At 55.2% G+C, this 18874-nt stretch carries 18 protein-coding genes; 15 read left to right on the forward strand and 3 right to left on the reverse strand.

Translation table 11 applies throughout. The features are described from left to right. Positions 1 to 78: 78 nt before the first annotated feature. The 14 genes from JNJ45_11800 (at position 79) to JNJ45_11865 (ending at position 16265) form a co-directional block, all read left to right on the forward strand. Complete coding sequence (locus JNJ45_11800; protein MBL8049353.1) at positions 79 to 369, forward strand: hypothetical protein; 291 nt, start codon at positions 79 to 81, stop codon at positions 367 to 369. A gap of 55 nt (positions 370 to 424) precedes the next feature. Continuing rightward, positions 425 to 1813, forward strand: coding sequence for a Sapep family Mn(2+)-dependent dipeptidase (locus tag JNJ45_11805; protein ID MBL8049354.1), 1389 nt, complete (start codon positions 425 to 427; stop codon positions 1811 to 1813). Positions 1814 to 1998: 185 nt separating this feature from the next. Further along, the gene (locus tag JNJ45_11810; GenBank protein MBL8049355.1) at positions 1999 to 2532 is read left to right on the forward strand and encodes a phosphotransferase; all 534 of its coding nucleotides are present in this window, start codon (positions 1999 to 2001) and stop codon (positions 2530 to 2532) included. 120 nt (positions 2533 to 2652) lie between these two features. Then, positions 2653 to 2934 carry a hypothetical protein gene (locus JNJ45_11815; GenBank protein ID MBL8049356.1) on the forward strand — a complete coding sequence of 94 codons (282 nt, stop codon included), beginning with the start codon at positions 2653 to 2655 and terminating at the stop codon, positions 2932 to 2934. A gap of 57 nt (positions 2935 to 2991) precedes the next feature. Beyond that, positions 2992 to 4860 carry a threonine--tRNA ligase gene (locus JNJ45_11820; GenBank protein ID MBL8049357.1) on the forward strand — a complete coding sequence of 623 codons (1869 nt, stop codon included), beginning with the start codon at positions 2992 to 2994 and terminating at the stop codon, positions 4858 to 4860. Positions 4861 to 4960: 100 nt separating this feature from the next. After that, positions 4961 to 9460, forward strand: coding sequence for an AHH domain-containing protein (locus JNJ45_11825; GenBank protein MBL8049358.1), 4500 nt, complete (start codon positions 4961 to 4963; stop codon positions 9458 to 9460). 10 nt (positions 9461 to 9470) lie between these two features. Further along, positions 9471 to 10133, forward strand: a complete 663-nt coding sequence (locus JNJ45_11830) for a hypothetical protein (GenBank protein ID MBL8049359.1) — start codon at positions 9471 to 9473, stop codon at positions 10131 to 10133. A 162-nt stretch (positions 10134 to 10295) separates the two neighbouring features. After that, positions 10296 to 10643 carry a hypothetical protein gene (locus tag JNJ45_11835; protein ID MBL8049360.1) on the forward strand — a complete coding sequence of 116 codons (348 nt, stop codon included), beginning with the start codon at positions 10296 to 10298 and terminating at the stop codon, positions 10641 to 10643. A gap of 531 nt (positions 10644 to 11174) precedes the next feature. Continuing rightward, positions 11175 to 11939, forward strand: a complete 765-nt coding sequence (locus JNJ45_11840) for a hypothetical protein (protein MBL8049361.1) — start codon at positions 11175 to 11177, stop codon at positions 11937 to 11939. A 575-nt stretch (positions 11940 to 12514) separates the two neighbouring features. Beyond that, complete coding sequence (locus JNJ45_11845) at positions 12515 to 12931, forward strand: hypothetical protein (GenBank protein ID MBL8049362.1); 417 nt, start codon at positions 12515 to 12517, stop codon at positions 12929 to 12931. Between the two features lie 43 nt (positions 12932 to 12974). After that, the gene (locus JNJ45_11850) at positions 12975 to 13436 is read left to right on the forward strand and encodes a hypothetical protein (protein MBL8049363.1); all 462 of its coding nucleotides are present in this window, start codon (positions 12975 to 12977) and stop codon (positions 13434 to 13436) included. A 446-nt stretch (positions 13437 to 13882) separates the two neighbouring features. Beyond that, entirely contained in the window at positions 13883 to 14407 is a 525-nt protein-coding gene (locus JNJ45_11855; GenBank protein MBL8049364.1) for a hypothetical protein, read from the forward strand. A 177-nt stretch (positions 14408 to 14584) separates the two neighbouring features. Beyond that, positions 14585 to 15202: a hypothetical protein gene (locus JNJ45_11860; GenBank protein MBL8049365.1), complete on the forward strand. Its 618-nt coding sequence runs from the start codon at positions 14585 to 14587 to the stop codon at positions 15200 to 15202. A gap of 664 nt (positions 15203 to 15866) precedes the next feature. Then, entirely contained in the window at positions 15867 to 16265 is a 399-nt protein-coding gene (locus tag JNJ45_11865; GenBank protein ID MBL8049366.1) for a hypothetical protein, read from the forward strand. A gap of 16 nt (positions 16266 to 16281) precedes the next feature. Here JNJ45_11865 and JNJ45_11870 read toward each other — a convergent pair whose 3' ends face one another. Beyond that, positions 16282 to 16530 (reverse strand): hypothetical protein, encoded by a 249-nt coding sequence (locus JNJ45_11870; GenBank protein ID MBL8049367.1) that lies wholly within the window; start codon positions 16528 to 16530, stop codon positions 16282 to 16284. 46 nt (positions 16531 to 16576) lie between these two features. On the opposite strand from JNJ45_11870, the gene JNJ45_11875 reads away from it, so the two are divergent. Next, positions 16577 to 16798 carry a hypothetical protein gene (locus JNJ45_11875; protein MBL8049368.1) on the forward strand — a complete coding sequence of 74 codons (222 nt, stop codon included), beginning with the start codon at positions 16577 to 16579 and terminating at the stop codon, positions 16796 to 16798. A 29-nt stretch (positions 16799 to 16827) separates the two neighbouring features. On the opposite strand, the gene JNJ45_11880 is transcribed toward JNJ45_11875, so the two are convergent. Continuing rightward, positions 16828 to 17796 (reverse strand): endonuclease/exonuclease/phosphatase family protein, encoded by a 969-nt coding sequence (locus tag JNJ45_11880; GenBank protein MBL8049369.1) that lies wholly within the window; start codon positions 17794 to 17796, stop codon positions 16828 to 16830. Positions 17797 to 17892: 96 nt separating this feature from the next. Further along, positions 17893 to 18792: a PEP-CTERM sorting domain-containing protein gene (locus JNJ45_11885; protein ID MBL8049370.1), complete on the reverse strand. Its 900-nt coding sequence runs from the start codon at positions 18790 to 18792 to the stop codon at positions 17893 to 17895. Between the last annotated feature and the right edge of the window lie 82 nt (positions 18793 to 18874).

Genomic DNA, 18874 nt, shown 5'->3' on the forward strand with positions numbered 1-18874 from the left:
GCGCCCGCAGCTTCAAGCAACGTTGATTTGGCCGCACTACGCCACGAGGTGGCCCGACTGACGGAGGAGAATCGCTTGATGAACTCCCGCGTTCAGGAGTTTCGCCGCGAATTCAACGGTCTGCAGACTGACTTCAGCAGTTTTTCGGTCGATCTCAGCAACCTTTCGGAACAGCGACGGGTGAGTGGTTCGGACCTGGAAAGTGCCCTCGGCTTTACGACCGACCTCGGCTTCACCCTGATCAACTTGGAAAGCAATCTTCAATATCTGGAGAAGCGCGTCAAGGCCAGCGATCCCAAGATCCTGAACGACGAAGTCGCTTCTTTGCTGAAGAAGCATCCGATTCACGAAAAGCTCGCCTCGCGCTGAGCTAACCATTCGCGAGTTTTCCCGGCTACCCGTTCCCTCGGGTAGCCTTCGCTTTATGTCAACTCCCATTTCCCAGGTTCAAGCTTGGTTGGAAGCCCACGAAAGCGAGATGGTCGCCAGCCTGCGCTCGATGCTCCAGATCGCGTCGATCGAAGGTCCAGCCGAGCCCGGCGCTCCGTTTGGTCGCGAAAACCGCGAAGCTCTGGACCTCGCTCTGAACTGGTGCCGCGACGCCGGGATGGCAACCAAGGACCTGGATGGCTACATTGGCTATGGCGATTTTGGGCAAGGCAAGAACCTTGTCGCGATTTTCGGCCACCTCGACGTCGTGCCGGTGGGACCCGGCTGGAAGCACGAGCCGTTCGGCGCGGAGATTGACGGCGACTACCTTTACGCGCGCGGCGCGACCGACGACAAGGGTCCGAGCGTGGCGGCATTCTTCGCCTGCCGCGCCATCAAGGAGTGCGTGCCGAACCTCAAGAGCCGCATCCGCATGGCCTTTGGTTGCAACGAGGAGTCGGGCTTCAAGTGCATTGACAAGTACGCCGCCGAGGACGAAGCTCCGACCTATGGCTTTGCGCCGGACGCCGGTTGGCCGCTTGTTTACGCGGAAAAAGGCATCGGCAATCTCACCGTGAGCCGCCCGCTGATTGAAGGCGAAATGGCCCTGCTCGGCATCAAGGGCGGGCAGCGCCCCAACATCGTCATCGATTCCTGCGAGGCTAGCGTGCGCATCGCCGCGACCTATCGCAAGGAGTTTGAGGGCAAGCTGAGCGACGCCTGGGACAAGAACCTCAGCTTTGTGTGGGAAGGCGACGTGCTCAAGATTTTCGCCAAGGGCAAGGCGGCGCATGGCGCATGGCCCTATGGCGGCGACAGCGCAGCTGCCCGCATTCTGCGGTTCCTGATGGAACTGGCGCCGGTGGCGAGCAAGCACGACTATGAGGTGCTGTTCGAGACCTCGCACATTAGCGGCATGGGCATTGGCATTCACGGCTCGGACGAGATTTCGGAATTGACCTCAAACTTGGGCATCGTGACCACCGAAAACGGTCGCGTGCGGCTGCTTTATAACGTGCGCTACCCGGTCACCTGGACCGGCGATCAGCTTAAGGCGAAGTGCGAAAAGTTTCTGGCGAAACTGCCTGGCGGCTACGCGCTGGATGTCGATCGAGATAGCCCGCCGCTCTACTTCCCGGTGGACCACCCCCTGACCCGCACCGTGCTCGACGCGGTGGAAGTGGAAACTGGCGAGCGCGGCGAACCGATGGTGATCGGCGGCGGCACCTACGCCCGCGCGGTCCCGAACACGGTCGCGATTGGCACCGGTTGGCAAGGCGATGGCGAGGCTCATCAGACCGACGAGCGGATTAAGGTCGCGCACGTCTTGCGGATGGCGAAGATTTACGCGCGCGTGATTTTGGAGCTTAGTGAATTGGGCTGAGAGAGCCGCTGGCCGGCGACTGAACACGGAAAGCAAGATAGGAGAAGTAACTGGAGTTCCCGTTCGGATTTCAGCCTGACGAAGAGCTGCCGAGTGGGCATTGCTCGCGTATCTTCGCGACGGCCTATCGAGTTCTCAAGCTGCCGTTCCAAGGCGAGGAACTCACGTCCGGATTCGCCGCGACCATGCTCTTGCCATCGGAGATGACTCCGCGCATCTTCGCCAGCGACCCGGCCACGGGCGCGATCCTCATGGAGCGCATTTGGCCGGGAACAACCTTGGCTCAGAGCGACCTGTCCGACTCGGCTAAGACCGAAATCTTCATTGGCTTTCGGCGCGCCATCGCCAACCTCCCAACCGCGCAATGCCTTCCGCTCGCCGACTACTTCCGCCAAAGCGCTCTGCCCGACCAGCGCGAGCCGGGGTTCTTGCACGGCGATCTCCACCCCGAGAACATCCTGCTCGGCCCTCAAGAGACTTGGCTCCTCATTGACCCCAAGGGCCTCGTCGGCGAACCCTGTTTCGAAGCCGTGGCATGGCTCCGCAATCCGCTCGTCGGCCGCGAGCGGATCATCCACCTGCGACAAAGACTGCAACAGCTACACGAAGCATTCGGCTGGAGCATCAACCGGATGATCGAATGGTCGCTCATCGACCAACTCGAGTGCGACGAACCGGATGCCGAATTCCTTGCCGCCATGCACGATAATCTCACTTAGCAACCTAGTCTATCGGTGAGAGAAGTCCCTTCTCGCTTGCGTGACTCGGCCTATTACCTCGGCGAAATTGATGAAATTCACTGTGAATTTGCAGTAAAAATAGCGTAAGCTAACACCGGCATGATTAGCGTTAAGCGCGTTTTTCCGTTGAGCGACTTCGTCCGGCAGACAAAGTCCTTTGCGCAGGACATCGAGACCACCAAGGAGCCGATCGCCTTGACCGTGAACGGCAAGGTCAAGATGGTGGTCGTGGATCCGGAGAGTTATGAGGCATATTGCCGCTTCATTGAGCATCGCGACTTTATCGAGGGTGTGATGGAAGGGCAGGCTTCGTTTGCCCGCGGCGAGGGACTCGACGCAAAGCTGGTCATCGCCGAATTGCGCGCGAAGTATGGCCTTTAGGGTCTTGCGCTATAATCTCACCTAACAACCTATTCCCTTGGTTAGGGAGGCAACATCATGGCAGAACGCTACGAAGATTCGTACCTTTATCGCTTGCGGCACTCGGCCGCGCACCTCATGGCTCAGGCCGTGCAGGAACTCTTCCCCCAAGTCAAGCTCAGCATCGGGCCGCCCGTTGAAAACGGCTTCTACTACGACATCGATTTCCCCGAGCCGCTGCGCGAAGAAGACCTCGCCCGCATCGAAAAGAAGATGAAAGAGCTGAGCAAGCTCGACATGCGAATTGAGCGGCAGGAAGTGAGCCGCGACCAAGCGCGAGCCATGATTCTGGATGAAAATATCCCCGGCAACGGCGCGGCCGTGGCTGAATACAAACTCCAACTCCTCGACGCCATCCCTGAGGGCGAAGCCATCAGCTTTTACGACCAGCAACGCACCGATCGCGAGGGCAAACTCCACCGCTTTATGGACCTGTGCCGCGGCCCGCACGTGGAAACCACCAAGGAGATTAAGAACTTTAAGCTCATGACGATTGCCGGCGCTTACTGGCGCGGCGACGTAAAGAACAAGCAGCTCACGCGCATTTATGGCACGGCCTTTGAAACCGCCGAGCAGCTAGAAGCCTACTTGCATATGCTGGAAGAGGCGAAAAAGCGCGACCACCGCATTTTGGGCAAGGACCTGGGCCTGTTCATGTTCTCGCCGCGCGTGGGCACGGGCCTCGCCCTGTGGCTGCCCAAGGGCGCCACGATTCGGCAGACCATGACGGACTTTCTGCAGGGCGAGCAACTGCGGCGCGGGTACGAACCCGTGGTGACGCCGATGATCGGCAACATTCGGCTGTACGAAAAGTCGGGCCACATTATCAATTACCGCGATAAGATGTTCCCGTTTATGGAGGATGAGGAGAAGGACACCTACATTCTCAAGCCCATGAACTGTCCATTCCATATCGAAATTTATGCCTCGCAGTTGCGCAGTTATCGCGACCTGCCGGTGCGATACGCCGAGTTCGGCACGGTGCACCGCTACGAGCAAAGCGGGGAAGTGCATGGCATTTTGCGGGCTCGTGGATTTACGCAAGATGACGCGCACCTCTTCGTTACGCCCGACCAACTTCAGGATGAGTTTCTGGGCGTGGTGGACCTGATGAAGGCGGTGCTCGAGAAGCTTGGCCTGCACGAATATCGCGTGCGCGTGGGCACCAAAGACCCCAGCAGCGACAAGTATGTGGGTCACGATGACAACTGGGTGGCCGCGACCAAAGCGATCATTGAAGCGTGCGATAAGGTGGGCTTGGAGTACGAGGTGTCGCCCGGCGATGCCGCGTTCTACGGCCCCAAACTCGACCTGATTATCAAGGACGCCATCGGTCGCGAATGGCAAATGGGCACCGTGCAGGTGGACTACAACCTTCCCGAGCGATTCCAGCTGGAATACATCGGCGAGGATGGCAAGCCGCACCGCCCGATCATGATTCACCGTGCGCCTTTTGGCAGCATGGAGCGCATGATTGGCCTGCTGACCGAGCAATACTCGGGCGCGTTTCCCACGTGGCTGGCGCCGGTGCAGGTGGCGATTTTGCCGATTGCCGACCGGCACAATGCGGCGGCGTATCAGCTAGCTACGGCTCTGCGCGGCGCGCAGTTTCTTATGCCCGAACTCGATCCGGAATGGACGCCCTACGCCAGCGAGCACGTGAGCGCTTTGCCCAACCTGGGGCTGCGCGTTTCGGTGGACGATAGCCGCGAGACGATCGGCAAAAAGATCCGCGAGAACACGCGAATGAAAATTCCTTACATGCTGATTATCGGCGACCGCGATCTGGAGAACGGGACCGTGGGCGTTCGCGGTCGAGGCGAAACCCCCGACCTCGGCGCGATGCCGATTGCGGAGTTCGTGGCGCGGATTCAGTCGGAGCTATAAGGCTGGGCGGCCCAAGTGTAAAAAGATTTTTGCAAAAAAGTGTTGCAAAGGGTAGCTAACACAAATCGGCACGGGTAAAACGGCGAGAGTAGTGGTTGAAATGAAACGTCAACGCCTTTTGTCTTTCGCCCTTAGTGCGCTTCTCCTTGCCCAGTCAATCGTGCCCGCATTCGCTGGAACTCCGTTGTCGGCGGCAACCTCGCTTCACTTGCCGGAGCCAATCCGGACGCTGGGGATCGTTCATGAGGCTCACCGAAAAGAAGACGCGACAAATGTGCTTGGCGCTCATTCTGCAACCCTCACAAATCTGTCCGCACTGTACCTTGTTGCAGCTCCAAGCCATCAGTTCGTCGAACAACCCGCGGTTGCCCCGGCACCGAGTCCCAATCCCCAAGCTTCCATTCATGTCGACTTAGGGACTTGCGTCAGCATCGTCAGCCCATCCGCAGGGATGGACATCTCTAACTTTTTCGGTCCCGATATTAGTTTTGCGCCCAGCTTTACGGAAGGCTCAACGCCCATGGACACGGGATTTGGTCCGAGATACACGCACCCTTACAACAATGTGTTCATTGTCCGCAATGGTAGTGTCGGACAAACTCCGGCGTACCCAAGGTTCTTCGATCTAGTCCTTCCTAACGGAAGTAAGGTGTTCTTTGAGAATGCCCTAAACCAGATTCCAACATCCTCAAATCCCTCGATCATCTTGGACAAGGTAGATGGCATTGGGAACGAGTACGCATTAGCGACCTGGGAGTATGACTTCGAAACATCTTCAACTCTCGTTCGCCTAAGCCAAAAGGACGGTGGTGAACTGATCTTCGGGGCTGGCAGTCCGGTTGATGATGGTTACTCAGGAATCACGGGAGAGTCGGCCTATCGCTTAAGCAAGATCGTCGACAAGGTTGGCAATTTCGTAACCCTCCACTATACAGCCGAGCAACGGCCAGTGCAGGTCTATGTCAGTGCTACGGATAATTGGCAAAACATCTATCATACGGTTCGTAACTTAACCGCGATCAAGAATTCTCAAAACGAAACTCTGCTCGCTCTTGCCACCGACGGCCAAGGGAACTACACAAGCAGCACCGATATTTTTGGCCGTAAGCGAATCTACAGTGTTGATGCCGAGACCAACTACGCAAAGATTGAAGATCGCCTGCTGACGACTTACGAACTTCGCTCAATTTCGCAGATGGGCGTTGCCGCTGATACAAGTCTGCCCATTGAAACGGAATTTGTTCATGGCGATTTCGGCGGTCCAAACGGGCTGACGTACCGGCGCCTCACGCAAGTCAAATCCGTAAATCACGCCGGCAATCTCAGCGCGACAACCCTCGGATTTGACGCCGAAAACCGCGTTGTAACGATGGATGACTCCAACAATAATCGGGTTGAGATCGAATACGGTCTGGATTCTGCAACGATCAAGAATCTGACGGCCCCGGTTAACGGCACGCGGGTTCTGGAGCGAAAGAGCTCGCTAAGATTTGACGGCTTTGGTCAGATCACTGAGACGATTGATGCTGCTGGCCAAGTAACATCCAGCTATGTTTACGCCGAAAGTAGTGCACCGTTTAAGGTAACCGAAGCTAGGGATTCGCAAAACCGGGTTTGGTCCAGCGCCTACGATTCGCTCGGGAACCTTAAGAGCACCCAAACTCCTCGCGGATTACGCACCCTGATCAATGATGGGAATGGCGGCAATCGAATTCATAAAATATCGCGAGTCAACGCAAACTTGCCGAATGCGCCATTAATTGAAACGCCGACTCAAATCATTTATAACACGGGCGGAAACTCTCAGCCCCTTAACACGATTAAGGAAGTTCGTTCGCCAATCCCTGGTCAAGTAAACACGGGTAACACCCAGTCCACCTTCATTAACTATCGTCCTACAACACCCAACAATCCATCTGACGTTGAGGGATTAGTCACAAGCTTGGTCACGCCTGGCAACAACGCCGAAGCGCAACATACCGTGACCCTGACATATCCGCAAACTGCGAAGAAAGGTCAACCAAGTCAAGTGACCAATGGTGCCACCACAAACGGCGTTCTGGAGCAAGTCACGTTCACTTACGATGCTCGCGGAAATGTCGTCCGCACAGAAGATGCCTTGGGCTCGGTGACTGATCAGGAATACAATCTTGCCGACCAACCTACAATCTCGTACACGCCGCAGAACCTCCTCAACCTGGGGCTGCGCTCGAAGTCCGAAACGATCTACGCCTACGTCGGAGGTCCTGCCATTGGCGGCATCATTCGTGATTCCGCCAATAATGTTGTTCGCAGCACCACTCTCGCGTTCGACACCGAATGGAATGTGTTGAACCAAAGCGGCTCGGGTGAAGACTGGTCCGCCACATATAACTCCTTCTATGCTCCCCGCGTGTTCAAGGATGGAAACCTCAGTTCGACGAGGACGACCTACGATCTAAACGGACGACCCACGCTGATTCAGTATCCTGGAACCACCGCCACGAGCGGTCCAGATACAATTCGGATCACTGGCTACAATCTGGATGGTCAAGTTACCCAAACCATTGATGGCAAGGGGATGACGCGTCAATACAATTACGACCTCATTGATGGTGCCCTTGCCAGCGTGGTCGGAGGAGAAGCCTTCTCGCTATCTCTGGACCAGCTCACGGGAGAAGTTACTGCAATCACAGATGGGAGCGGAACTCGCTCCGTCACGTTGGATGATCTGGGCAACGTCCTGTCGACGGTTACGACCTACACGTCCACGCCAGCCGTGACATTCAACTACGAGTTCTATCCGGACGGATCACGCAAGAAGATGATCAACCCGGCCGGAACATGGGTCTATTCGTACGACAAGTCCGGCCGCTATACGTCAATGACGTCACCGCTAGGAACAACGACCAGCAGTTACTATGCGGACGGCATGCAAAAGCAGCGCTCAACGCCACTGGGTGGGATCACAAATTACACGTTCACCCCAGCAAAACTGCTCAACCAGCTAACGAACCTCAAGGGCACGACTGTTCTTTCTGAGTTCTCGATGAACCAGTTCGATGGTGCTCGGAACCTCAAAGCTTGGTCGCAGTCCATCCACCCACCTGGCAGCGGTCCTCAAGGTGCGCAGTTTATCGGTAACACCACGTACTCGCGGCAAGCCGACTCAGGTGCGATCCTCAAGGATCGATTGACTCAGGAAACCAGCACCCGGTTTGGCGGATTTACCGAGAACAACGCGTACGATAATGCGGATAATCCCACGACTTTCCGCGGACAAACGCGCCAGTTCAACCTGAACAACCAGCTGGTCGGCACTGGATTTGCTTACGATGGAAACGGCAATCCAACCACCTACGCGGGCAAAACGGCGGTCTATGACCACAACAATCGACTCACTGCGTTCCCGAATCTTGCAAACACTACGTGGTCCGCAAATTACCGCGCGGACAATCTGCGAGCGTGGTCACAGGCGAGCAGTACGTCCACACCCTCGGGCCGCGTGTACTACTATTACGATGGCGGGAACGCGGTTCTGGAGCGTTCGCCGAGCGGGTTCACCTACTCCATTAACGTTTTCGCGCCCGACGGCCTCGTCGCCCGCAACTACAATCCGCCACCGGTAAGTCCGGGACCGGAGGAGGAGGACGTGGAGTCCATGGTCGGCCAAGCGTATCGCGGAGATTATCTCTTCGACTGGCAGGGCAATGCTACGCACATAGTGTGTCCGGAGCAACTCGGTCCGAACGGCCAACCAATGGCCACGTTAATCCACAGCGCGTATAACGCGTGGGGACAAAAGAACTTCCTCTACCCCAGCAACTTCAACAACGAGCTGCATCGCTTTGGCTACAACGCCAGGTCGGGGTACAGAACAGATACCGAAACGGGCTTGGTGTACTGCCAAAACCGATACTACGACCCCGCAAATGGGCGATGGGTCACCCGCGACCCCATCGGCTACGCGGGTGGGATTAACCTGTATGGGTACTGTGGTAGCGGGCCGGTAGGAGCTTTTGACCCCCTCGGCCTGTCTTGGTCTGACTTCTTCGCTGGTTGGGGCGATACTCTGACTTTTGGCGGGACAAAGTACGCTCGAAAGTGGCTCGGAGAGGCCCTCGGGGTTGGCGATGCCAACGAGTCCGTAAATTACGGTAGTACTGCGTACGGCGCTGGACAAGTTGTTGGGTTCGCCAATGACCTTGCGATTGGCGGATATGGAATTGCTGGCCGTTTAGCAGCACGTGCCAGTTCACGGTTGGTGCAAGCACCTCTGAAGCTTATATCCGCCGCTCCCCGAGTCGGTCGAAGCAGCAAACTTAGGCACCAAATGGCTATGGTAGGGCGTGCCGTGCAACCGGGGGAACACGCACACCATATCGTCGCGTGGGCTGCAAAGGCAGCTGAACCATCAAGGAAAGTTCTCCAACGCCTCGGAATAAACATCGACGATGCCATCAATGGCGTGGCCCTTCCAGCCTCGTATCATAGAAGAATGCACACGATCGCGTATTACAAAAACGTCAACGCAAGGTTAGCTGGCGCAACTTCGAGGGAACACGCTGAGCAAATTCTTCGAGATATTGCTGAGGCTCTCTTTAAAGATGCTTACAAGTAGTCTGTACTTCTTGGATTGCAACGCAGATTTCGTGACGCAACTGCTTCCAGTCTATGAGCTGGAAATGCAATTCTGTAAGCACGAACCCATGGCAGGCAGTTGGTCTGTGCCTGACCTGACGATCAATACGAGAAGAGTAAGAAAGGCTGACACAGTGAGCTGGATGTTGGAGGCACCGGTGGTTTCCGAAAGGGCGTTTCAATTGCTTCGGCACCTTATTGAACCGTCCGCCGAGGTGTTGCCGTTACCGGACATTTCTGGCAGTAAATACTTTGCTCTTAACGTACTTCACCAACAAAGTGACATACGTATTGCAGTGCAACATGGATCGCCTGTAGAATTCCCACGCCTTTCGAGCGAGTTCCATGATGGTGCCGGAATTAGTCAGGTGCCGTTAGGTTGCAACACACCTGTTGTGACTAGCGAATTCGTCGAAGTTGTAATCGCAAACCACCTTACTGGCTTTACATTCCCGAACCATCAAACGCCAAAACTGAGAAGTATTCTGCGCGAGGCCATCTGCACCATGCGCCCGGACGCTCTTTTCATGCCGAAGGGCAGCAAGGGGCTGATCACTCGCCCCCTCCTCGACGAGCCCAAACTCAAGGTCTACCAGAAATACTGGGCATACATGGAGGGCCAGGGTATTCTTTTGCGAGACATGTTCGTTTGATAACGGCAAGGGAGGATGGCAGCAAAACCACGAATCGAGCGGGGGACCGTGTTCTCCGTAGACCTAGAAGGGCAAGGGTTTGCTGGTTGTTTGGTAACCCACCGCGGGAAACCGTTTCTACGCGTTGTTGCTTCTCCCTCCCACTACATTGAGCCTCCTACCTTGAATGCGGTCATTGACGACATCGATAAGCAAGGCATTGGGTTTAGCGCAATCATTGTTGATAAAGGGTTTAAGATGGGCTTGTTTACAGTGGTCGGGTCGGGAATAGTGCCGACGCGCTACGAAAAACTTCCTCTTTTCCAGTATGCTCATTTCGTCGCCGAGTACTCGGACGAGACATTGGAGATGGTTGGGTTCATGGATTATGCTCCAGCCGGAGAGCAGGTCTTTGCCATGATGATGTTGCCGCCTTGGGGCCTTGTGAATTGCCTCAGGTGCCTTCTCGTTGAACGGACCCACTATTGGGATCCCACGGAGGGCCTTTGCCCAATCGAAGCACGCCAATGATACAAAATAGAAGCCGGCGACTGATAGTGAGCCTGCTAGCCCTTTTGTGTGTTAGTCTAGCAGTCGTACTGTATCCTGCGTTCTTTCCCGCAAGAAACAGACCTAGTCATGGACTACAAACTACGCAACAAGGTCTTGAGTATCTTGCCGCATGGGACCGGCTTGCACGGCTGACAGGAGTCAGTCCGTCACCCGAGCGTGTTGAGCAAGAGCTGGAACAGCGTTCCAAATCTCGTGTTCCCGTCGAGTTTCGTCTGCTGGTCCCACCGGGCACGCCCTACAAGACCGTTCATGGGAAGACACCAGTGGTTCGCGTGACCAGCATCAACTCTACGGTAGTCTGGCGGTTTGATGGAAGTGAACAGAAGGTTGGAAAGTAGTGGGTGCGTTGCGGTAACCTTGAGGTCGGGGAAAATGAGTTGGGCCAGGTTTAGCGTATTTCCATGGGCTACGCTACTGATGGTGCAAATAGTTCAGCGACATTTCCGCGACCAAGCTAGGTCTAATTCCAGAAAATCCGGTGCCATTCCGATGAAGATGATACTCCTGCTATTCGCCACTGGGTTCGGTTACCCTGACGCCATAGCAGATACCGCTCGCGTTTGGTATTGTCCATTTGGAATCAATGTAAACAATGGAGTTAACTCCAGGTTGATCGAGGATTGGCATGAGCTTACCTCTCTGATAGGAGACAGTGGATTGAGACTAGAGGAGATTGCTAAAACAGGGCAAAAGTCTAAGGAGTTTCGAGATTGGGATGTTCGAATCAAGTTGCTGCACAAGGGTACGACAACTCTGATTGACGGACTTGGAAATGTTAAACGTGGGAAGCTGGTGACAACCTTACCGCAATCGTCTATGCTTGATCTACAAGCATACCTAGTCAAGACATTCCCTCCTAAAGTCGTTGATGTGGAGTTCAGTCCACACAGAAAGTTTCCACGGGCTCCCAGGAACTATAAACCTGTAGTTGTTTACAAGCCTGGCGCCTTTAGTGAAACAGATGCTCGCGATGTCTATGATGTTACGAGCCTTGTTAAGGAACATCGAAATGATATTTACAATATCCTTAGCACGAAAGGCCTAGCTGCTCAGTTCGATGCAAGCAGCGTGTGGCTTTTAGTCGTTGACCACCAAACCGGACTAGTGGAGGTCGATACATCGGGTAATTGTCGTAACAAAGGAGAGACGTGGGCAATGTCTCCGGGCTTTCTAAAGCACCTTAAAAACAAGATTATTTGGAGCATTCCCGGACGCCCTCAAAATCCACAGCTCTTTGGCTTACGAACCAAGTAAACTGGAGCATCAAGTGACAAGCGGCATCCACGACGTAGATTCTTGTTCGAAGGCGGACCTGTTGTCTACAATGGCCATGGGTAAGGGGGCGCACTAGGATGAATTCCAATCGCAGTCTGCTTTCCTCGGTACTGATTCTTTCCGTAGTTGGATGTTCAACTGGTGATCCGTGGAACGACTATACGAGCGACAGAGTTCTAAGGACATGGACCGATCCAAAGAACTCGAAGGTCACGGTGAGCCTGGTGAATAGCGTGATGGAGGAAAAGGTCTTACGGCACCTCGTGATATCTTCCCCAGAAGCATGGAAAGTTATCCTCCGCATGTCAATCAATTACCAGATGAGTCCTTATAAGCCGATGGTTTCCGTTCGGTGGAAGGGCGATTCCGTCCACATATCTTGCCATGGTTATCGCATTTATAGGTTCAATGAAGGATTCGTGACGAGCGATTTTCCAGTTGACAATAAGAGGAGCTTAAGCGTCGCTCTTACAATCGATCCCGTGGCGATGAAGCCGCAGGGAACAACATTTGAGTACTTGGACAATACTGCAAGGTAAGGCGGAGGAACCAAGATGAGAAGTACAGCCAAGGTCATTATTCTGTCGGTAGCGATCGGTCTTGTTGCGCTTCTGCTCCTCAATGCTAAGGTCAACCTGCCAGCGAGTGGAAAGCCGGATGAATCTAGGAGAGATGTTGCTACCTGGCTCAACCTGTTCCAGATCTACATGGTAGATCATGAAGAATTCGAGACTCTGTCTATGCCACCAACTGTGACCATTGCGGAGCTCGCGGACAAGTCGCTGCGATCTGATGACTCGCAAAGAGAGCGAGTCAAGTTCGAACTATTGAAGAAGATGATTTGGTCAACGGAGAATCGAGGCAAACGAATAAGGGACTTAAGCGGCAACGCCCCCATCATAGTCTTTCAAGGAGAGAAGTTTACAAAGGTTCTCCTGAACAACGGAGAGATCATGAGTAGTGAGCTCTAACGCATGGTGTAGGCTGTTGGCATTGTTTCGCTAAGGATGATCGTTGATTTACGAGCTCAATTTCGTTGAACCGGCGGGCATTCCACCCGCGCCGGACGTTGGCCTCAAGCAGCGCGTCCCTCGCATGGTCTGTTCTGCCGGACATGTCAGTGCCTGGAGCGTCTCTCTTCCGCATTTTCGTGGGAAGGAAGCGCCTGCTGCCCTGATGATGCAAATCGAGGCGGCGAACAGAAAGTTTGAAGAGGCGTTTAGCTCGAGTTACTTCGCCACCCTGATCGACAATCTTGACCTGGTTGATGATTTTGAAGCGAATGCTAGTTTGTCGGGCCCCGAGTTCAGAGAACTCGTAATGAAGTTGCGTCCGCTGTTAACTCCGACAAGTGTAGAGCTCATCCGGCCCGCTGCTCGACTTGGCCCGGCTGTCTTCAGCAGTGCGATTTCGATGCCGGCGGATTGGATTTGGGATTGCTCAGGGATGATGGTGAGTAAGGTTGTGGCGAAGTAGATTGCGTCATTGAGCTTGCACCAGTTGGATTTGGTCCCGGCTCACACTCGGCCGGGAACTCCCGAATGGTTCGAAGTTGTCATACACGGTACGATAAAAAATGTAACGTCAACAGATCATGAATTCAATTGTTCGGTATGTGGTCAACACGTTCGCACTGGTTACCTCAGAGCACGTGACATTGGGGATTCGAATGGCCTCGACATCTTTCGAGTCTGGGGTCGCAGCACAATCTATGTTACAGAGAGGTTTCGGCAGTTCGTTCTTGGTCAAGGTTGGCGGGGACTCTCCTTTGAAAGGTGACTTCGAAATAAATGATGTCATAGTTACGTCGTTGGTCTGCGGGTAGATTTCAAAAGATAGTACGATAGGTGGATCGCGCGTTACTGTCCCGGAAGGGGGCTATAAGCGTTAGAGTTGACGGCGAGGCTAGGAGGGTAAAAGGCATGGGGAAGAGGCTGCGAATTGAACGAGGAACCGTCTTCTCGGTGGATTTAGAACGGCAAGGCTTTGCTGGCGGACTTGTTACCCATCGCGGAAAGCAGCTCTTGAGGGTGGTCGCTTCACCTGTCCATTATCCATGTCGACCGAACGCGCAAGCGGTCGTCTCGGACATCGACCGGCTTGGAATCGGGTTCAGCGCGATAATCGTGGACAAGGGATTTCAGATAGGATTGTTTGAAGTGCTCGGGTGTGAGTTAGTACCATTGCGTTGTCAGTCGCTTCCGCTGTTCTACTCAGCCCAAGATATTGTGCAGTATTCAGAGGAGTCGCTCGATACCTGTTGGATCGTCGAGAACCCACCAAATGGCGCTCCGATTTTCGAAAAATTGTTACTACCGCCATGGGGCTTCGCGAATTGCCTCAGATATATTCTCGTTGACAAAACGCACTATTGGGAACCCGCGATGGGTATTCTTCCTCTTGATCAGAGTCTGTGTGCAAGCCCTGGTGGCGCGGATCAGGATTAGGAATACATGCACGGATCCTGGACGTGGATAGTAGCGGGCTTCGTGGCTGGCGCAGTGGTCCTATGGGTAGCATTCGAAAGGAGGCGTCGGGATTGAATCGAGGTGGCTGCCATGAGAAACCTTTTAGGCATTTGCTCAAATGACCTTTAGGAGTAGGCTTTCCGGCAGGAGGAAACCATGATTCTGTACACTCTGTATCCGATCGGTGACCTGGCTGGTTGGCCAAAAGCGGAGTTGCGAAAGTGCTACAAGCATTACGTCGCCAACCTCCACTCATCCGTTCAGGCTTCGTTGGAGCAGTTGTCAGGGACCTTCGGAATCGACCTCGTGAACTGCACATCTGAGGAGCGGGTTGCCGCACTAGAGAAGCTTTTCTATGAGCAAGCGAAGTGGCGAGCACCATCCAAAGAAGAAGTGGATGCGATGCTGGAGCGCTTTAGATTGTCAGGCATTCCTCACGGACTAGAGCACATTGCTGAAGGGCCTGTGATTTGTGATGAGACGAAGCATCTCGCTTATACGATAGGCGACATCCTCATGGTCGAGATTTTGGCTCGCTCACCGGATTTAAGGCTAGAGCACTGCCTCGGGTCTCCTAGGAACGTATTATTCGGCTTACCTGTCTTAAGAGGCTCGACACACATGGCATACAACATGTCTTTCGATCTCATCGGCTGCGTGTGGCGTGCGATCGGTAAGGGCAAGGGACCACGATTTGAACAGGTCATCAAGGTTGCAAGCCATTACATGCGAACCTTGGAGCCAATGCCAAACGGAGAAAATCTGAACCACTAAGTCATGGTACAGTGACTCAAGAGTTCGCGCCAGCCGGTCACTGATTTGGACGCAAGGCGATTGAGGAGAAGAAAGTAAGGGAGAGATTCGAAGAAATGCCACGTAAACGCGAAATGAAAACTCCGGGCCATGTCATGGCAAGGGAAATTCAAAATTGGTTTGTGGAACAGGGTTTTCAGAGACTGGGCGTATGCTGCACATTGCACCGGTCGCCGTGGCTGTACCTTGTGGATATCGGGCTCTCGCGCATAATTCAGCCACCATTGGTCAACTTGTCGGTCTGGATCTTGTACGGAGACGATATTAATCCGAAATCACGGACAGGTTTGCGGAAGGTGCCCATGGTCTTGGAAAGTTCTCCCATGTGGTTTCTGCCTCCAGAAGTACACAAGCCGTTTCACTTTATTCTTAATAACCTCGCGCTCGACAAGGGACCAGAGCTTGACGCACAGATACGTTTTGTGAGGTCGGTCCTTGACGAGTACTACCCTCCTCTGTTTGACAGAGAGCCTTGACCTCGCGATGTTCAGGGGCCGCATGGGTGAACGACTCCCAGGCTATGGCATTGTCTCGGGCATGCTCAAGCTCATTCCTGAGTAGAGTGTGTTGATACTAGCCGCGTCCTACGAATAAAAGCAGACTTAGAGTAAAGAAACAAACAACCATGCCAAACGATAGCGACCACATTATCTTCAGTTCGACCGCGTTTCCAATCGTGCCGGGCGAGGATGCCCACACCAACCCGGGCGTGTTTGGCACGAGCCTGGCCACCTGGTTGGCGACTGAGCTTCGCGCCAAATACACGGTCGAGGACGAGTTTATCCCCGAAGGGTTTGGTTACCTTGTGAATGTGCAGTTTCCGAAGGGCAGCGTGTATGTCGTCTGCACGTCCACGGATGAGAACGCCGACGAATGGCGCGTGTTCACGCTTATCGATGGCGGCATCTTCCGCAAGCTGTTAAATCGCATGGTTTCCATCGAGGAAAGGGATGAGGTGTTCAAGTTTGTGCGCGAGAAAGTTATTGCGCACCCCGGCACCACCGCCTGGGAAGATGATTGTTAACCGCTAGCAAACCGACCTAAGGTCGAACTGTAGTCAGAGTTAGCGCAACCGTCCAAGGTAAGCCGGTGCTGGCATCGGGAATTTCCGAAATGGTTATGGTGTGGGGAACGGCGGCCTGCACGCCGCCAAAGAATCCAGTTTGCGTGGTTCGGGCGAGCAACGTTTGGCGGTCGGCGGTCACCACCAACACCTCAATTTGTTCAATGGGCGACTCCGCGGTGTAGGTGTATTCGCACTCGGGGGCGGCGAAAGCGCGAGTTTGCATGACGAAGCTAGGTAGGATAGCTTACCGGAGCTTTGCAGTGAAACAAGTGAAGTCGAACGAAATCAGGGCAATCGCTATCCGTTTTGGGCGCGCAATTATTGCCGGGATCGGATTTGTGTTTCTGGTTCAGATCATCTTTTCGTCCATCTATCCAATTGGCTTCGGGCCAGATAAGGTGGCCGCGATCATCGTTATCGTAGGCACTCCTCTTGTGATGGTGTTTGGCTTCCGAAAGAGGCCCGGAGATGACGGAAAACCTCAGCCGTAGGGCGTGCCAGCGGTCGCACATGCCCTAAGTCACCGCAGCGAATCCCGCGCCACGTCCACAATTACCGCCAGATGGTCGCTCGCCACGTCATCCGGAACCCACGCGTTGAGCACGGCCGCCGACCGAGGCACGAGCACATAGTCAATCCGCTTAAAGCGTTGCCGGATCTCGATGGTGTGGCCGAGGCCCTGGCCGCCCGCCTCAAACCCATCCTGCCATTTGCTACGGAACAGCCGGTAGGCAATTCCCTGCGGCGTGTGGTTGAAATCTCCCACCAAGAACGCGTTGCCGGGCACCACCCGATGGAGTTCCTCCGCTTGCCGACGATGCGCCGGGCCGAAGCGCAGTAGCCGCGGCAACCACTCTTCGGAGGTGGGCATATACAGGGTGTAGCCCTGCGGAACCAGGTGCACATTCCCCACCACCAGCCGCCGCCCTTTCACCTCGGCGTGGGTCAGCAGCAGCGGGCGATAGGCAAAATTGTGCGTAAGCGGTATCGAGATTTGCCGCTCCACCCGGCCTCGCACGGCGGTCAGCATCTGCCCGTCATGCGCAAATTGGTAGTCCGGCAGCCGCGCCCGCAACTCGGCAATGCGCGGACCCGGCTTGTCGTGCACGTCGGCCTCCTGCATCGTCACCACGTCCGGCTCAAATTTGCGGATGAGCTCGGCCAGGCGATCCGACCCATTGATCTGCATGAAGGCGTTCAACTGCAAAAAGCGAATCGTGCCGGCGGCCGGCTTTACCGGTCCCGCGCCCGGTCCGAAACTCGGTCGCCAATCCAGCGCGGCAAACGCCACCAGAGCCGCCGCGTAGAACCCGACCTCGCGCCATCGTTTGCGGGCCGCGGCCACCACCAGGAGCAAACCGGTTAGTACTAGCCAGACGATCGGGGGCGTCCCGTTGGCCAGGTCGCCCAGGAAAAAGCGCTCCTCGACCACGGCTTTGAGAATCAGAATGGCGAGCACCAGGCCCGGGAAGAAGTAGCGTCGCCACACCCAAGTCTCAACCCGCCGCCGGGCGGCAAGGTTCCCAACATCAAAAAGGCTCCCGGCGAACCGGGAGCCTTTAAGGAGCTTAGAAGAAAGGAGCGCTTACTTCTTGCGGCGGAGCAGAGCAACTGCACCGAGGCCGAGAGCGAGGATCGAGCCCGGCTCCGGAACCGGTTGTCCAGCGCCAGCGATTTCAACGTAGTTGACGGCCGTCATCGAAGCACCAACAGCGAGTTGGCCGTTGCGCCACTGCATAACTTCAGCCCAGTCGCCAGCGACTTGACCGCCGGGGTTGAGGTCGGGGATGAAGTTGTCGATGCCGGTGTCCGACATTTGGCCGTTGACAGCAGAGAAGCCGCCGCTACCCGAGCCATCGGCGCGGATGCCGATGAACTTGGCCAGCCACGGACCGCCGGTGGCGGATGGGTGGGTCACGGTCAACTGGCGGAAGCCGGGGTTGATCATCAGCGGAGCAACCACGTTGCCCGACGACGTACCAAGGTCCATGTCGCTCACAGCGAACAGGTCCACCGATTGCACTGCCGTGCTGTTGTTGGTCACGACCATGGTCGATTCCAGGCGAGCCGAGTTAACGCCGAAGCTCACGAGCTTCAATCGCATGGAGAGCGTGAGGCCAGCGACCGCCGTGCCACCTGCGCCCACCATATCGGCGGTGTAGTCCACTTGGTTCGTGCCCGTTAGCGTACGGCTGGTCATGTTTGCCACGGCGCGCTCGCGAGTGTCAGCGCCAACTCGATAGTGCCAACCGTAGTTGAAGGCGTGGCGCACATAGGTGGGAGTGCTGGCGATTCGGAACGCCGACGAGGGCGGTGCGCCCGTTGTCAGGGTCGGCATCGTCGTCGTTGCACTCGTGCTCGAGCTACCGTAGTGGAACAGGTGACCATCAGCCGTGGTCAGAATTGCAGTCGTATTTTGTGCGTACGAAGCAGCCGAAGCTACGCCGAAAGCCACGAGGCCAAGAGCCTTAAGTGAGTTCTTCATATTCGTCTCTCTTTCAAAAGTTGGCCAAACTGACCAACGGAATCCCCAGGAAACCCCGAGTAAACACACTATACAGCAAATA

The sequence above is a fragment of the Chthonomonas sp. genome, from assembly GCA_016788425.1.
In the GTDB taxonomy this organism is placed as follows: domain Bacteria; phylum Armatimonadota; class Fimbriimonadia; order Fimbriimonadales; family Fimbriimonadaceae; genus JAEURQ01.

Excerpts from the sequence above, each read along its gene's own strand:
- JNJ45_11800 (MBL8049353.1), top strand. The coding sequence starts at position 79 with ATGAACTCCCGCGTTCAGGAGTTTCGCCGCGAATTCAACGGTCTGCAG.
- JNJ45_11805 (MBL8049354.1), top strand. The coding sequence starts at position 425 with ATGTCAACTCCCATTTCCCAGGTTCAAGCTTGGTTGGAAGCCCACGAA.
- JNJ45_11810 (MBL8049355.1), top strand. The coding sequence starts at position 1,999 with ATGCTCTTGCCATCGGAGATGACTCCGCGCATCTTCGCCAGCGACCCG.
- JNJ45_11815 (MBL8049356.1), top strand. The coding sequence starts at position 2,653 with ATGATTAGCGTTAAGCGCGTTTTTCCGTTGAGCGACTTCGTCCGGCAG.
- JNJ45_11820 (MBL8049357.1), top strand. The coding sequence starts at position 2,992 with ATGGCAGAACGCTACGAAGATTCGTACCTTTATCGCTTGCGGCACTCG.
- JNJ45_11825 (MBL8049358.1), top strand. The coding sequence starts at position 4,961 with ATGAAACGTCAACGCCTTTTGTCTTTCGCCCTTAGTGCGCTTCTCCTT.
- JNJ45_11840 (MBL8049361.1), top strand. The coding sequence starts at position 11,175 with ATGAAGATGATACTCCTGCTATTCGCCACTGGGTTCGGTTACCCTGAC.
- JNJ45_11845 (MBL8049362.1), top strand. The coding sequence starts at position 12,515 with ATGAGAAGTACAGCCAAGGTCATTATTCTGTCGGTAGCGATCGGTCTT.
- JNJ45_11855 (MBL8049364.1), top strand. The coding sequence starts at position 13,883 with ATGGGGAAGAGGCTGCGAATTGAACGAGGAACCGTCTTCTCGGTGGAT.
- JNJ45_11860 (MBL8049365.1), top strand. The coding sequence starts at position 14,585 with ATGATTCTGTACACTCTGTATCCGATCGGTGACCTGGCTGGTTGGCCA.
- JNJ45_11865 (MBL8049366.1), top strand. The coding sequence starts at position 15,867 with ATGCCAAACGATAGCGACCACATTATCTTCAGTTCGACCGCGTTTCCA.
- JNJ45_11870 (MBL8049367.1), bottom strand. The coding sequence starts at position 16,530 with ATGCAAACTCGCGCTTTCGCCGCCCCCGAGTGCGAATACACCTACACC.
- JNJ45_11885 (MBL8049370.1), bottom strand. The coding sequence starts at position 18,792 with ATGAAGAACTCACTTAAGGCTCTTGGCCTCGTGGCTTTCGGCGTAGCT.